11 protein-coding genes are annotated in these 13,243 nt (G+C 61.0%); 7 read left to right on the forward strand and 4 right to left on the reverse strand.

The features are described 5' to 3' along the window. Positions 1-7: 7 nt before the first annotated feature. Both AC07N4_RS03660 and AC07N4_RS03665 read right to left on the reverse strand, forming a co-directional pair. Positions 8-559 (reverse strand): RNA polymerase sigma factor, encoded by a 552-nt coding sequence (locus AC07N4_RS03660; RefSeq protein ID WP_011334580.1) that lies wholly within the window; start codon positions 557-559, stop codon positions 8-10. After that, entirely contained in the window at positions 556-1,302 is a 747-nt protein-coding gene (locus AC07N4_RS03665) for an STN domain-containing protein (RefSeq protein ID WP_493064970.1), read from the reverse strand. Before AC07N4_RS03665 ends, AC07N4_RS03660 begins: the two co-directional genes overlap by 4 nt. A gap of 123 nt (positions 1,303-1,425) precedes the next feature. On the opposite strand from AC07N4_RS03665, the gene AC07N4_RS03670 reads away from it, so the two are divergent. Then, positions 1,426-1,740: a hypothetical protein gene (locus AC07N4_RS03670; RefSeq protein ID WP_025109823.1), complete on the forward strand. Its 315-nt coding sequence runs from the start codon at positions 1,426-1,428 to the stop codon at positions 1,738-1,740. 157 nt (positions 1,741-1,897) lie between these two features. Here AC07N4_RS03670 and AC07N4_RS03675 read toward each other — a convergent pair whose 3' ends face one another. Next, on the reverse strand, positions 1,898-2,338 hold the full coding sequence (locus AC07N4_RS03675) for a carboxymuconolactone decarboxylase family protein (protein ID WP_273539867.1): 441 nt from the start codon (positions 2,336-2,338) through the stop codon (positions 1,898-1,900). A 320-nt stretch (positions 2,339-2,658) separates the two neighbouring features. On the opposite strand from AC07N4_RS03675, the gene pdxR reads away from it, so the two are divergent. From pdxR to AC07N4_RS03695, 4 genes are all read left to right on the forward strand, one after another. After that, positions 2,659-4,092: a MocR-like pyridoxine biosynthesis transcription factor PdxR gene (pdxR, locus tag AC07N4_RS03680; protein WP_493064971.1), complete on the forward strand. Its 1,434-nt coding sequence runs from the start codon at positions 2,659-2,661 to the stop codon at positions 4,090-4,092. A 123-nt stretch (positions 4,093-4,215) separates the two neighbouring features. Beyond that, a complete protein-coding gene (locus AC07N4_RS03685; protein WP_096820028.1) occupies positions 4,216-4,509 on the forward strand; it encodes a putative quinol monooxygenase in 294 nt (97 codons plus the stop codon). 185 nt (positions 4,510-4,694) lie between these two features. Continuing rightward, positions 4,695-5,096: a cupin domain-containing protein gene (locus AC07N4_RS03690; RefSeq protein ID WP_493064972.1), complete on the forward strand. Its 402-nt coding sequence runs from the start codon at positions 4,695-4,697 to the stop codon at positions 5,094-5,096. Positions 5,097-5,337: 241 nt separating this feature from the next. Continuing rightward, positions 5,338-6,051 carry an ATPase gene (locus AC07N4_RS03695; RefSeq protein ID WP_493064973.1) on the forward strand — a complete coding sequence of 238 codons (714 nt, stop codon included), beginning with the start codon at positions 5,338-5,340 and terminating at the stop codon, positions 6,049-6,051. Between the two features lie 271 nt (positions 6,052-6,322). On the opposite strand, the gene AC07N4_RS03700 is transcribed toward AC07N4_RS03695, so the two are convergent. Beyond that, on the reverse strand, positions 6,323-11,209 hold the full coding sequence (locus AC07N4_RS03700) for an NAD-glutamate dehydrogenase (protein WP_096820031.1): 4,887 nt from the start codon (positions 11,207-11,209) through the stop codon (positions 6,323-6,325). A gap of 504 nt (positions 11,210-11,713) precedes the next feature. On the opposite strand from AC07N4_RS03700, the gene AC07N4_RS03705 reads away from it, so the two are divergent. Continuing rightward, positions 11,714-12,067: a hypothetical protein gene (locus AC07N4_RS03705; protein WP_096820032.1), complete on the forward strand. Its 354-nt coding sequence runs from the start codon at positions 11,714-11,716 to the stop codon at positions 12,065-12,067. A 211-nt stretch (positions 12,068-12,278) separates the two neighbouring features. Then, positions 12,279-13,238 carry an AAA family ATPase gene (locus tag AC07N4_RS03710; protein WP_007913915.1) on the forward strand — a complete coding sequence of 320 codons (960 nt, stop codon included), beginning with the start codon at positions 12,279-12,281 and terminating at the stop codon, positions 13,236-13,238. Positions 13,239-13,243 lie beyond the last annotated feature (5 nt).

Below are 13,243 nucleotides of genomic sequence, written 5' to 3' on the forward strand. Positions count from 1 at the left end.
GGGAGCTTCATTCACTAGACGGTTTTCCGGCCCCGCGACCGAACCGCTGAAACACTTTTCTTTCCAGTTTGGCCGCGCAGTGTCCGAGGGCAGCCTTGATTTCCTTCTCGACCATGCGCGTGGAGATGCCGAAACGCTGGGAGATTTCCAGGTGCGGCGCTTCTTCCAGGCGTGCGGCGATGAAGATCCGGCGGCGCCGGGCCGGCAGCTCGTAGAGGGCGCTGAGCAGGGACTGGATTTCCTTCTGGCCGCCGACCACGCGCATCGGGTCCAGCGCTTCGTCGCTGACTTGCAGCAGTTCTTCGACTTCGCTGCCGGTGAGCAGCCGCGCATCGGCCTGGCGGCGGTCGGCGGCGATGTTCAGGGCCATGCGATAGAGGTAGGCGTTGGGCCGCAGCAGGTTTGGCGGCGCTTCCATGCGGTCGACCCGCAGGTAGGTTTCGTGCAGCACGTCGTTGGCCAGGTCCTCCGAGCCGAGGCGGCGTCGCAGGCGCACCCGAAAGTCCTCGTAGGACGTCAGGAACAGCTGGACCATCGAACTTTGTCCGGCGTCTTTCATCCCCCGGAAACTCCTTCCCATTGTGTGCATTCCATGCGCTTTCCTGACGATTCGGGTAACAACAGCAAGGTGACTGGCTGGCGCAATGCGCCGGGTGTCGGCCGGTCGATCCTGAGCGTGTGAAAACTGTCTACCAGCGCGGCATCGCGCCGAACATCGCCGGTCGAGGTGACCAACCGGTTGTGCTGCACCACGCCGTCGCGGCCGATCCACAGCTGCAACACCGCGCGAAAACTGCCGGGCCGGGTCAGTGGCGAACGGCACAGGTTGCGTTCAATCGCTGCCTGCACCGCCGTGGCGTAACTGCGGTTGACCGCGACGCTGGCGGGGGTTGGTTTCTCCGCCGGCAATGGCACTTCCTCGACTTGCGCCACCTGCAAGGTGAACGCGTCGTCGCGGCTGTACTTGGCCATCAACCCGCTGCCACCGAGCATCCGCCGCAACGCTTCGGCGGCGGTGAATTCGCCATCCACCGCCAACGAGCGTCGACCGCGACTCAACTGGCTGTCGACAAGTACCGCCATGCCGGTGGCGCGGCTGAACTGATCGAGGGCGCGGGCCAGCTCCTGGGCCGGGATGTGTAGCGTCATGCGCATCGACGCTGGCACCGGGTCGGCGCTGGCGCGGCTCAGAAACAAGCCAAGCAGCAGCCCCAGACAGAGCTGGCGCACGAGCGCTGAGCGCACAACATCCTCCCTGGCACGGCCTCGCTGCACGGCTGATGTATCCCTGAAAACCGTCATCCTGAGGGCTGTTTATGAATCTGGTGTGACGGCCACTGCAAAAAAACCATCACGGGATCGGCGCCGCCGTTGCACTAGACTCTTGAGCTAGAGCGGCCCCTTCGGGCCGGCCAGGAGGCCAGCATGAAATCACTGTGGACATTGGCGCTGAGCGGGCTGTTGTTGACGCTGTCGGGCGGCGTGCATGCCGAGCAGGCAGTGGGTTGCGTCGAGGTGACCGTGGGCGGTTACAAGGCGCCGAATTACGACTGCCTGAGCCAGCAGATGGGCAACAACCCCGACGGCGCGGCGGCTGCGCAGAAGAATCAGGAAGCGATGAATGTGCCGGTCAACAAGCGCCCGCCGAATCAGGTGGGGCTGGCGACGCCGGCGGCTACCAGTACGCGGATGGGCAATACGTTTGGCACGTCGGTGAAACCGCAGCGGCCGCCGAACTAACTGATCGTTCCCACGCTCCTGCGTGGGAATGCAGCCCGTGACGCTCTGCGTCACTGGACGCGGAGCGTCCCCAGAGGCATTCCCACGCGGACGGTTCGACGCCTCGACGTGGGAACGATCAACGTGTGGGGGCGTGGGAGCGATCAACGGCTAGTGATCAGTCACTGGGAATCTGCCGAAAACTCACCGCCAGGCGATTCCAGCTGTTGATGGTGCTGACAGCCATGGTCAGGTCCACCAGTTCGGTTTCGCTGAACTGTTCCCGCGCCTGCTGATAAACATCGTCAGGCACCCGGCTATCCGCCAGCAGCGTCACCGCCTCGGTCCAGGCCAGCGCCGCCCGCTCGCGCAGGTTGAAGAAGCCGCTGTCGCGCCAGACCGCGATGGCGTACAGCCGCCGATCCGTCTCCCCTGCCCGCCGCGCTTCCACCGAGTGCATGTCGGTGCAGAATGCGCAGCCGTTGAGTTGCGAGGCGCGGATCTTGATCAGGTGCAGCAACGGCGCCTCGATGCTCAGGCTGCTGGTCAGCGCTTCCAGGGCAATCATCGCTTTCATGGCTTTGGGTGAAGCGCTGTAGTAATCCAGACGCGGGGACATGGGCGGGTCTCGGGCAGCAGAAGAGTGATTTCACGGTATGCGCTGACAGGCCAGGGTTACAGCCCCAATTCCACGGAAAACCGGCAGACCACTGAATCCGAGTCGAACACGATACCTGTGGGAGCTGGCTTGCCAGCGATAGCGGTGTGTCAGTGAACATCCATGTTGAATGTGATGCCCTCATCGCTGGCAAGCCAGCTCCCACAGGGTTTTGCGCCAATTCCGGATATTTGCACTACGCAACTTCTGCCCCGCGTGCATTCGGGAGTAATCTGGCGGGCGCACAATCCGCCTCATTCGCCCCCAGGAGCCCCGTCGGTATGGAACTTCATGTCGTGATCAACGGCCGCAAGGATCTGGCCGGTCAGTTGTATCAGCAACTGCGGGGCGCCATTGAATCCGGGCGTCTGGCCGCCGGCACGCAACTGCCGCCCAGCCGCTTGCTCGCCGAGCAACTGGGGATTTCGCGCAAGACCATTTCCGACACTTACGCGCAGCTGACTTACGAAAACTTCCTCACCGGGGTGATCGGCAAAGGCACTTACGTCAACGCTCGCGCCACGCCGATGCAGCGCAAGCAAAGTCATTCCGAACTGGCCAGTTCCGAGGTGATCGAGAGCTGGTGCAACCTGCCGGTGTTCCTGCGCCACCCGACGCTGGAAGGCTCGCTGCGTTACGACTTCATCGGCGGCGCCACCAGCAAGGGCCAGTTCCCCCACGATGACTGGCGCCGCTGTGTATCCCATGCGATGCGGCAAATGGCGGGTTCCAAAGGTTTTTACAGCGTTGCGGAAGGCTTGCCGGCGCTGCGCAATGCGATTGCCCGGCACATCGCGTTTTCCCGTGGCGTGAACTGCCAGGACGAAGACATTGTGGTGTGCAACGGCGCGCAGCAGGCGCTGGACCTGATCGCCCGGGTGCTGCTGCGCCCCGGCAGTCTGGTGGCGATGGAAGATCCGGGTTATCCGCCGGCACGGCTGCTGTTCGGTACTCACGGCGCCACCGTGGTCGGGGTGCCGGTGGATGCGGAAGGGATTCAGGTGCAGCACATTCCCGACGGCACCCGGTTGATCTACGTGACGCCGTCGCACCAGTTCCCGCTGGGCATGTCGATGAGTCAGGCGCGGCGCGAGGCCTTGCTGGCCCGGGCCTACGAGCTCGGCGCGATCATCATCGAGGACGACTATGACAGCGAGTTCCGCTACGAGGGCCGGCCGACGGATTCGCTGCACAACCTCGATCAGCGCGGCATCGTGGCTTACGTCGGCACCTTCTCCAAGACCCTGCTGCCGGAGCTGCGGCTCGGTTACGCGATTCTGCCGCCAGCGATCCTCGAAGCGGTGATCCGTGCCAAGCAGCTCACCGATCTGCACGCTTCCACCCTGCCGCAATGGGCGCTGGCCAAGTTCATCGCCGAGGGCTGCCTGCTCAAGCACATTCGCCGCTGCCACACCATTTACGCCCAGCGCCGCGAGCGGATCCTGGCGCGCATGGCCACCGACCTCGCGCCGTGGCTGGAGGCTGTGCCGGCGAGCGCGGGCTTTCATATGGCGGTGTTCTGCCGGGTGCCGATCGACTTGCCGCTGGTGATCGAACTGGCGAAAAAGGTCGAAGTCGGGCTGTACGCCATCGACGGCTTCTATTACCAGCAGCCGGCCAGAAGCGGAATGTACTTCGGCTTCGGCGCCATCGAGACGCTGGACATCGATATCGCGCTGGATCGCCTGCGCGACATTCTGCAACAGGTCGCCTGATAGATTGGTCTAACGGATTACCCGCCGATTGGTTATTGGTGATCCGGGGGTGCAGGCCTATTCTGCACAGGCGTTATCCCTCAATGAGCAGGATTCGTCCGGCCTGATTCAGGAGTGTGAGCAATGTCCAACGAAGTGATCAACACCGTACAGGTGCAGGCTGCGGCCGGCCGCTCCGAGGAGCTGGGCAAGCAGTTGCAGAAGATCGTCGAAACCCTGCGCGAAACACCGGGCTGCGATTCCTATATGGTCGACCGCTGCCCCGACGACAGCCACCGCTGGACGGTCAGTGCCCATTGGCAGTCGGAAGCGGCGATGCAGGCGCATTTCAACCGGCCTGAGGCTCAGGGGTTTATCGATCTGATCGACAGTCGGCTGGCCAACAGCGTCGATTTCAACTCGTTTCCTATCGTTTGAAACTCCAGAAAATTGCAGCCTTCGGCAGCCTCGGGGAAACCCGCGGGGCTGCCGAAGGCTATGGTTTTTCTGGTTTGCGGGGAATCAGGATTGGTCACCCGATCTTCCCGAATATTGGCCGTTTGATTAGACCGGCACGCGGACTACTGTGAAGACCGACTCCCCCACTTCACAGGTGACCCGCCATGAAACTCCTGCACTGCTTCGCCGCCGCGCTTGCCCTGAGCATCTCCGTTCCAGTTCTGGCCCACGATGCCTCCGAGAAAATCTCGGTCTTGCAGGACCAGATGCTGAAAAACGCCCCCGGCAAAAAAGCCATGATGATCGAAGTCGACTACAAACCCGGCCAGTCTTCCATCGCCCACAAACACGACGGCACGGCCATGGCGTATGTGCTCGAAGGCGAAGTGACTTCCCAGGTCAAGGGCGAACAAGCGATCACCTACAAGAAGGGCCAGTTCTGGTACGAACCCGCCGGCTCCGAACATCTGGTGTCGAAAAACGCCAGCAAAACCAAGCCAGCCAAGTTGCTGGTGTTCATGGTGCTGTCGCCGGACGAGCAAGTGCTGATCCCATTGAAAAACTGATGGTTGTTTAACCAGCCATAAATAAAAGGCGCAAATCGTTGATTGGCGCCTTTTTTATTTCCCGCGGCAATTAATCAAAAACGCTTACAGCCAATAAAACTATTGCATGACAGTCATTCAGCAAATTGTCAGGTTGTTTTCAGTTTCGCGGGAGTAGTCTGAGGCAACTGTCGCCGGTTCCATTTAATCAACCCCGACACCTCTGACTTTCCGACTGAAGTTGCTTCACGGGAGACTCACCATGAAACTTGCCTTTGCCAGTACCTTGGCGATATCAGTTTTAGCGTTGTCCGCCTGTTCCGTTCCCACCGCTCCAAAAGCGGTTTCTTCCCTCGACACGCTGTTCACCCAACCGGTCGGCCGCAGCAGCGTCGCTCAGGTCAAAAGCGGTCCCGGTGTCTCGCTGGGCGTCGTCTACAGCCCGAGCACCCAGACCAACCGCGAATACCTGCGCGACTATCAGGCCAACGCCGGCACCGGTTTCGGCCAGAGTTTATTGGTACAGCCGATCCATGACGCCTACGTCGCCACTTCGAAACCGGACATGGCGGTGGATTGGGTGAAAGCCTCGCTGCAACGCCAGTTCGGCTCGGTCACGGTGTACCCGGACATGCAGAGCCTGCGTGCGGCCAACCCGGATGTGGTGGCGATCGTCGACACTCACAGCCAGTTGATTACCTCGCGCAGTTCGGACATCAAGGCGGATGTGAGTGCGGACTTTTATGACGGGAAGTTGAACTACATCGGGACGGCCAAGGGCTCCGAGGCGAAAGAGTTGACGCCGGTCTGGGCGGACTTCAAGCGTTCGGAGGAGATTGTTGCGGATATAAATCAGCAGCAGGAAGTTCAGGTTCGGGCGTTGCAGAAGTTTGATCAGTCGCTCAGTAATTTGTTGACTGGGCCGGCAGGTAAAGTGTCGATGCTTGAGAGTAAACAACTACATAAGTTGCAGTGACTGTCAGGCCGCTGCCCTCACCCTAGCCCTCTCCCGGAGGGAGAGGGAACTGATCGAGGTGTTTGTTAGAGTTACGCCGACGTGAAATACCGAGTCGAACTCAAGTTTCAAAAAACACACAAATCGGCTCCCTTTCCCCCTCGCCCCCCCTGGGGGAGAGGGCTGGGGTGAGGGGGAACGGTTTAAGCTACACCACCGCAATACCGCCAAGCACAGGCAAAAAAAAGCCCCCGCATCTCACAATGCAGGGGCTTTTTCATTCAACAGCTACTCAAGCAAGCTCAAGCTCCGCAGTCGCCGCAGCAGGCACAACGGCCTGACCGCTCAGCGCCACGTCGTTCAGCTCGCGGTTGGCCACCGCGTACATGGCGTAGTCGGTGCCGCTGGCGGCACGGATTTCCACCAGCATGGCGCGCCAGCGCTGGATCATCGCGTCGTGTTGCGCCATCCACAGTGCCAGACGCGCTTCCACGTCCAGATCACCGCCGCCCGCTTGCAGAACGGCGATGGTGATCGCACGTTGCTGCCAGTCGACGTCGTCGCGGAACGCTTCACGGGCCAGGGCCTGCCAGTTGTTTTCAACCGGCAAGGCGCTGATCTGCGAAATGTACCAGGTGATGTCCAGCGCGCTGCCCACGGCGAAGTACGCCTTGGCCACTTCGGCTGGGTCCTGACCGGTCACGTCGGCAGCCTCGATGATCGGCAGCAGCGTGTAGAGGTGGGTAGTCCCTGCCACCATACGCGCCAGCAGTTCCGGTACACCGGCTGCGACGTAAGCCTGATAACGCGCCTGCCAGTTTTCGCGGATTTCGCCGCTCAGCAGTTCGTCCAGCTTCAGACCCAGCTCCTTCAGGTGCGGACCGAAATGCGCGACGTCACGGGCAGCGTTCTGCTCGTTGCGACGGGCACGCAGGAACCAGCGCGTAGCGCGACGGCCCAGACGCATCAGCTCGTCCATCAGCTCCAGTTGCACGTCAGCGGAGACCTGATAGTCCAGGGCTTCGATCTGACGGAACCAGTGCGGGAGGTGGAAGATGTCACGCACGATCACGTAAGCGCCAGCCACGTTCGCCGGGGTCATGCCGGTGGACTCTTTGAGTCGCTGAACGAAGGTGATGCCCATGTGGTTGACCAGATCGTTGGCGATCTGGGTGCTGACGATTTCGCGCTTCAGACGGTGACGGCGCATGGCTTCGGCGAACTTGCTGACCAGGGTCGGCGGGAACGCGGTTTCCATGTCACGGGTCAGGTAATCGTCGTCCGGCACCAGGGAGCCCAGCAACTGCTCCTTGAGGTCGATCTTGCTGTACGAGATCAGCACCGACAGTTCAGGACGGGTCAGACCGTGGCCTTCGGCAACGCGTTCAGCCAGTTGCTCTTCGGTCGGCAGGAACTCGATGGCACGATCCAGCTTGCCACGGCCTTCCAGGTCGCTCATCAGACGCTTGTACTCGGCGATGCGCGCATAAGCGCGGCGGGCCGCCAGGGACAGGGCCTGAGTCTGCTTGTAGTTGTTGCCCAGCACCAGACCACCGACTTCGTCGGTCATGCTCGCCAGCAACTGGTCGCGTTGCTTGCCGGTCATGTCGCCAGCCTGAACCACTTCGTTCAGCAGGATCTTGATGTTCACTTCGTGGTCGGAGCAGTCCACGCCACCGGCGTTGTCGATGAAGTCGGTGTTGGAACCGCCGCCATTGAGACCGAACTCCACACGACCCAGTTGGGTCATGCCGAGGTTACCGCCCTCGCCCACGACTTTGCAGCGCAGTTCGTTGCCGTTCACGCGCAGCGCATCGTTGGCCTTGTCGCCGACATCGGCGTGGCTTTCGGTGCTGGCTTTCACGTAAGTACCGATACCGCCGTTCCACAGCAGATCCACCGGCGCCTTGAGCAAGGCGTTCAGCAGTTCGGTCGGGGTCAGTTTGTCGGCCTTGATGTCGAAGCGTTCCTGCATCTGCGGGGAGATGGCAATGCTCTTCGCGCTGCGCGAGAAGATACCGCCGCCTTCGGACATGATGCTGGTGTCGTAGTCGGACCATGCCGAACGCGGCAGGTCGAACATGCGCTGACGCTCGACGAAGCTGGTGGCCGGGTTCGGGTTCGGGTCGATGAAGATGTGCATGTGGTTGAACGCAGCAACCAGTTGCAGCTTGTCGGACATCAGCAAGCCGTTGCCGAACACGTCACCGGCCATGTCGCCCACGCCGACCACGGTGATGCTGTCTTCCTGGACATTGATGCCGCGCTCGCGGAAGTGGCGCTGTACGCCAACCCACGCGCCCTTGGCGGTGATGCCCATTTTCTTGTGGTCGTAACCGGCCGAACCACCGGACGCGAACGCGTCACCCAGCCAGAAGCCGTAGTCGATGGCGATGCCGTTGGCGATGTCGGAGAAGGTTGCAGTGCCCTTGTCCGCCGCGACCACCAGGTACGGGTCATCGTCGTCATGACGCACGACGTTGGCCGGCGGTACCAGTTTGCCGTCCTTCAGGTTGTCGGTGATGTCCAACAGACCCGAGATGAAGATGCGGTAGCAGGCGATGCCCTCGGCCGCGATCTCGTCACGGCTGCCGCCCAGTGGCAGGCGACGCGGCAGGAAGCCGCCCTTCGCACCCACCGGCACGATGACCGAGTTCTTCACTTGCTGGGCTTTTACCAGGCCGAGGACTTCGGTACGGAAGTCTTCTTCACGGTCGGACCAGCGCAGGCCGCCACGAGCGACGTTGCCGAAGCGCAGGTGCACGCCTTCGACGCGTGGCGAGTAAACGAAGATTTCGAATTTCGGAACAGGCTTCGGCAGTTCAGGGATCAAGTGCGGGTTGAACTTGAAGCTGAAGTACGACTTGTTCTGACCGTTGGCGTCGGTCTGGTAGAAGTTGGTACGCAGGGTCGCTTTGATCAGGTCCAGGTAACGACGCAGGATGCGGTCTTCGTTGAGGACTTGAACGTCGTCCAGCGCGGTCAGGATCGCTTGTTCCAGACGCAGTTGCTTGTCGTCCAGATCATCGCTGCCCAGCTTGCGTGCCAGGTAGAAACGGGTTTTGAACAACCGGGTCAGTTCGCGAGCGATGTCAGTGTGGTTGTTCAGGGTGCTGGCGATGTAGCCGAGGTCGAAGCCCAGACGGATCTGCTTCAGGTAGCGAGCGTAGGCACGCAGCAGCGCGACGTCGCGCCATGGCAGGCCGGCGGTCAGCACCAGACGGTTGAACGCATCGTTTTCGGCATCGCCGCGAACGATGTGGACGAACGCGTCCTGCAGGGTGTCATTGAGCTGCTGGATGTCCAGGTCCATGCCTTCAGCGGCAGTGAACGCGAAGTCGTGGATCCAGAACTCGCGGCCGTTGTTGTGACGCAGGCGATACGGGAACTCGCCCAGCACGCGCAGGCCGAGGTTTTCCAGGATCGGCAGCACGTCGGACAGGGCCAGCGGGGTATCGGCGTGATACAGCTTGCAGTGCAGCTCGCGTGGGCCGGAAGCCAGCGGCTGGTAGAAGCTCATGGCCAGCGGCTTCTTCTCGCTCAGGTTGAGCAGGTGCTGCATGTCGACCACGGCCGAGTGCGCAGCGAAACGCTCGCGGTAACCGGCCGGGAAGCCTTTCGGGAAGTCGGCCAGCACGTTGGTGCCGTTGGCTTCGCCGAAGGTCTCAACGGTCAGGGCGGCGTAGTCGTCCTGCCAGCTGCGGCAGGCCTGGATCACTTCGTTTTCCAGTTGCAGCGGGTCGATGTCGATGCGGTTTTTCGGGTCTACGCGCAGGATCAGCTGCACGCGGGCCAGCACGGACTCGGAGAAGAAGGTCCAGAACTCGCAGTCGGTCGCCTTCAGGCGCTCCATCAGCACTTGCTGGATTTTCTGACGGACTTCGGTGGAGTAGATGTCGCGCGGCACGTAGGCCAGGCAGTAGCAGAAACGACCGTACGGGTCTTTGCGCAGGAACACGCGGATCTTGTTGCGTTCCTGGATCTGCACGATCGACATCACGGTGCTGAACAGTTCGTCGACCGGGGTCTGGAACAGGTCGTCACGCGGCAGCACTTCCAGAACCTGTGCCAGTTCCTTGCCCAGGTGAGCCTTGGACTGGAAGCCGGAACGGCGCTCGATCTCTTCGACCTTGCGGCGGATGTACGGGATGACACGTACGCTTTCGCCATACACCGACGAGGTGTACAGGCCCATGAAGCGGTGTTCCTTGATGACTTTGCCGTCGGCATCGATTTCGCGGATCGACACGTAGTCCGGGTAAGCCGGACGGTGGACGCGGCTCGGGTGCGCAGCCTTGGCAAACGACAGCAGCGTCGGTTCGCGCAGGTAGTTCACGGCGTAGTCTTCGATGTGACGGTCTTCGTTGGTCAGACCGGTGCGCAGCATCCGGGTCAGGCCGAGGAAGGAGTTCTGGTCGTATTCGATGTGGCCGCCATCGGCCTGATCGACAACGGTGAACTCTTCATAGCCGAGGAAGGTGAAGTGGTTACCCACCAGCCATTCCAGGAAGCTCTTGATTTCGGTCTTCTCGTCGGCTTCGACGGCGAATGCGCTGTTATCGAGCTTGGTGAGGATTTCCTGCACCTTGGCCTTCATCGGCTCGAAATCGGCGACCGCAACGCGGACTTCACCCAGGACCTGTTCCAGTTCCTTGGTCAGCACATTCAGTTCGGCCGCGTTGGCGCAGCGGTCGATTTCCAGGTACATCAGCGATTCGTGTTGTACGCCTTCGCCGGTCGAACCTTTAGGCAGGATTTCCAGCAATTCGCCCTTGCTGCCACGACGCACGCTGAGCACGGTGGTCTGCAGGGTGTGGATGCTGTAGCCGCGGCGGTTCAGCTCGGTACGCACCGAGTCCACCAGGAATGGCAGGTCGTGGTGCAGCACTTCGACCGCGGTGTGGGTCGACTGCCAGCCGTGACGTTCGTAATCGGGGTTGTAGACGCGCACTTGCGGTTGCGCGTGATCGAAGCGCTCAAGCAGGCGCCACGCAGAAAGAGTACAGCCAGCGAGGTCGGAGAGGCGACGTTGAGTCAGCTCGTCCAGGGAAATGATGCCGAAGAATTGTTCAGAGAACAGCGCCACTTGTGGCAGTGCCTGTTCACTGATGTGCTGCGCCAGTGCCGCTTGCAGTTGGTGCTGGAAGTCGGCTTTGCTGGCTGCGGTGAAGAACGCCATCTGTGGTACTCCGCTTGGGCTTGTTATTGATGGAAAGCGTCGCGTACAAAACCCCTTTCGGGGCGTTCCGTCGCCCTGTTCCTGAATCTCGGGCAGAGGAAACAGGGTGACAGGTGGGTGAAGCTGGACGAGACACTCAGGTCACATTCACCTTCCATGAATGGGCATCTGCAAAAACGACTGTCCGGGCTGCCGACAATGTCTTTACGGGTGCTCATCCGTTGCGCAGCTTAATGGGTGCGACAATGTGTCTGCTTGCGGTGCTGCGACATATTCGGTCATTGGCACGTAAACCGAGGCAAGTGCATCGGTAAACACTAGCATTCATGGGGCAGAACGCCGGTCTGAATCCCCGGTTTTACGGTACATGCGTGCCAGAAATGACCATTGACCTGCGTCGCGTTCACGACACATCCTCTGACACTCAGGCGAGCAGAAATTCCCGAGGGCTGGCAGAATCGCGCTTTATTGCGACCACCGAGCCCGCCGAGGCAGGAATTTCCCATGCAAATGACCACCGCCCTTTTGATCGTCAACCCGTGCGACGACGAAGAAGACAACATGGCCATGCTCTGCTGCCACAGCGACAAGGGCGACATGTTTCTGATGAGCCGCTATCCGGACGAGGATGAGCTGGAGATCACGCTGGATGGCGAGCCGTCCACCCTCGATGGCGTGAAAGTCACCTTGACCAAGACCCTGCTGAAAATCGAAATCGCGGCGGCGGATGCCGATGCGCTGAATGGTGATGACGTGCTGGAAATCACCTACAACCCGGACATGGTGGATCTGGCCGAAGTTGAGGAAACCCTGAAGAACATTCTTGACGGTACTGGCACCTTTATCAGCCAGATTTGATGGCGTCTGGGCCGGCCCTTTCGCCTGCGAAAGGGCCTCAAAGAACACCGCATCTCCCCCGCCCTACAAAATTCCAACAATTGCCCCGGTCATTTCCCGCACTTTGCGCAAAATGCCGTTAGTCGCCACCCCCTGCGATGGATTAAAGTAACGCCCCCAGCCCTGGCGTTATCCGAACGCCTGTGGCCACCCTTTCCAGGAACAGTCATCGATGGAACATCGTGAAGCGCTGCTGGCGCTGCGAACCTTTCTTTCAACGCAGATTCTCGGCCAGGAAAAACTCATCGAGCGCTTGCTCATCGCCCTGCTCGCCGACGGCCACATGCTGGTCGAGGGCGCTCCGGGTCTGGCCAAGACCAAAGCGATCAAAGAGCTCGCCGAGGGCATCGAAGCCCAGTTCCATCGCATTCAGTTCACCCCGGACCTGCTGCCCGCCGACATCACCGGCACCGAGATCTATCGCCCGGAAACCGGCAGTTTCGTGTTCCAGCAAGGCCCGATTTTCCACAACCTGGTGCTGGCGGACGAAATCAACCGTGCCCCGGCCAAGGTGCAATCAGCCTTGCTCGAAGCGATGGCCGAACGTCAGGTCAGTGTCGGGCGCAGCACCTATGAGCTGTCGCCGCTGTTCCTGGTGATGGCCACGCAGAACCCGATCGAGCAGGAAGGCACCTATCCGCTGCCCGAAGCGCAGCTCGACCGGTTCCTGATGCACGTAAAAATCGGTTTTCCGGACGCGGCCGTCGAACGCCGAATCCTGCAACAGGCCCGGGGCGAAGCCCTGAACGGCGAAACCAAGCCAGAACGTCGGGTCAGCCAGCAGGCGATCTTCGCCGCACGCAAGGAAATCCTTGGTCTGTACATGGCGGACGCCGTGGAGGAATACCTCGTGCAACTGGTCATGGCCACGCGCAACCCGGCCAAGTTCGACCCGGAAATGGCCGAATGGATTGCCTACGGCGCCAGTCCGCGTGGCTCGATCGCCCTCGACCGCTGTGCCCGCGCTCACGCCTGGCTGGCCGGTCGCGACTTCGTCAGCCCGGAAGACATCCAGGCTGTGCTGTTCGACGTGTTGCGTCACCGCATCATCCTGTCGTTCGAGGCCGAAGCCGCTGGCATCGACCAGGATCGGGTGGTGCAACGGATTCTCGACGTCGTAGCCGTCGCTTGACCCCG

Source organism: Pseudomonas sp. GW821-FHT09E04, assembly GCF_059416185.1.

Bases quoted from the DNA above. Each gene is read 5' to 3' on its own strand.
- AC07N4_RS03670 (WP_025109823.1), top strand. From the start codon at position 1,426: ATGAAATCACTGTGGACATTGGCGCTGAGCGGGCTGTTGTTGACGCTG.
- AC07N4_RS03665 (WP_493064970.1), bottom strand. From the start codon at position 1,302: ATGACGGTTTTCAGGGATACATCAGCCGTGCAGCGAGGCCGTGCCAGG.
- AC07N4_RS03700 (WP_096820031.1), bottom strand. From the start codon at position 11,209: ATGGCGTTCTTCACCGCAGCCAGCAAAGCCGACTTCCAGCACCAACTG.
- AC07N4_RS03695 (WP_493064973.1), top strand. From the start codon at position 5,338: ATGAAACTTGCCTTTGCCAGTACCTTGGCGATATCAGTTTTAGCGTTG.
- AC07N4_RS03660 (WP_011334580.1), bottom strand. From the start codon at position 559: ATGAAAGACGCCGGACAAAGTTCGATGGTCCAGCTGTTCCTGACGTCC.
- AC07N4_RS03690 (WP_493064972.1), top strand. From the start codon at position 4,695: ATGAAACTCCTGCACTGCTTCGCCGCCGCGCTTGCCCTGAGCATCTCC.
- AC07N4_RS03685 (WP_096820028.1), top strand. From the start codon at position 4,216: ATGTCCAACGAAGTGATCAACACCGTACAGGTGCAGGCTGCGGCCGGC.
- AC07N4_RS03675 (WP_273539867.1), bottom strand. From the start codon at position 2,338: ATGTCCCCGCGTCTGGATTACTACAGCGCTTCACCCAAAGCCATGAAA.
- AC07N4_RS03710 (WP_007913915.1), top strand. From the start codon at position 12,279: ATGGAACATCGTGAAGCGCTGCTGGCGCTGCGAACCTTTCTTTCAACG.
- pdxR (WP_493064971.1), top strand. From the start codon at position 2,659: ATGGAACTTCATGTCGTGATCAACGGCCGCAAGGATCTGGCCGGTCAG.
- AC07N4_RS03705 (WP_096820032.1), top strand. From the start codon at position 11,714: ATGCAAATGACCACCGCCCTTTTGATCGTCAACCCGTGCGACGACGAA.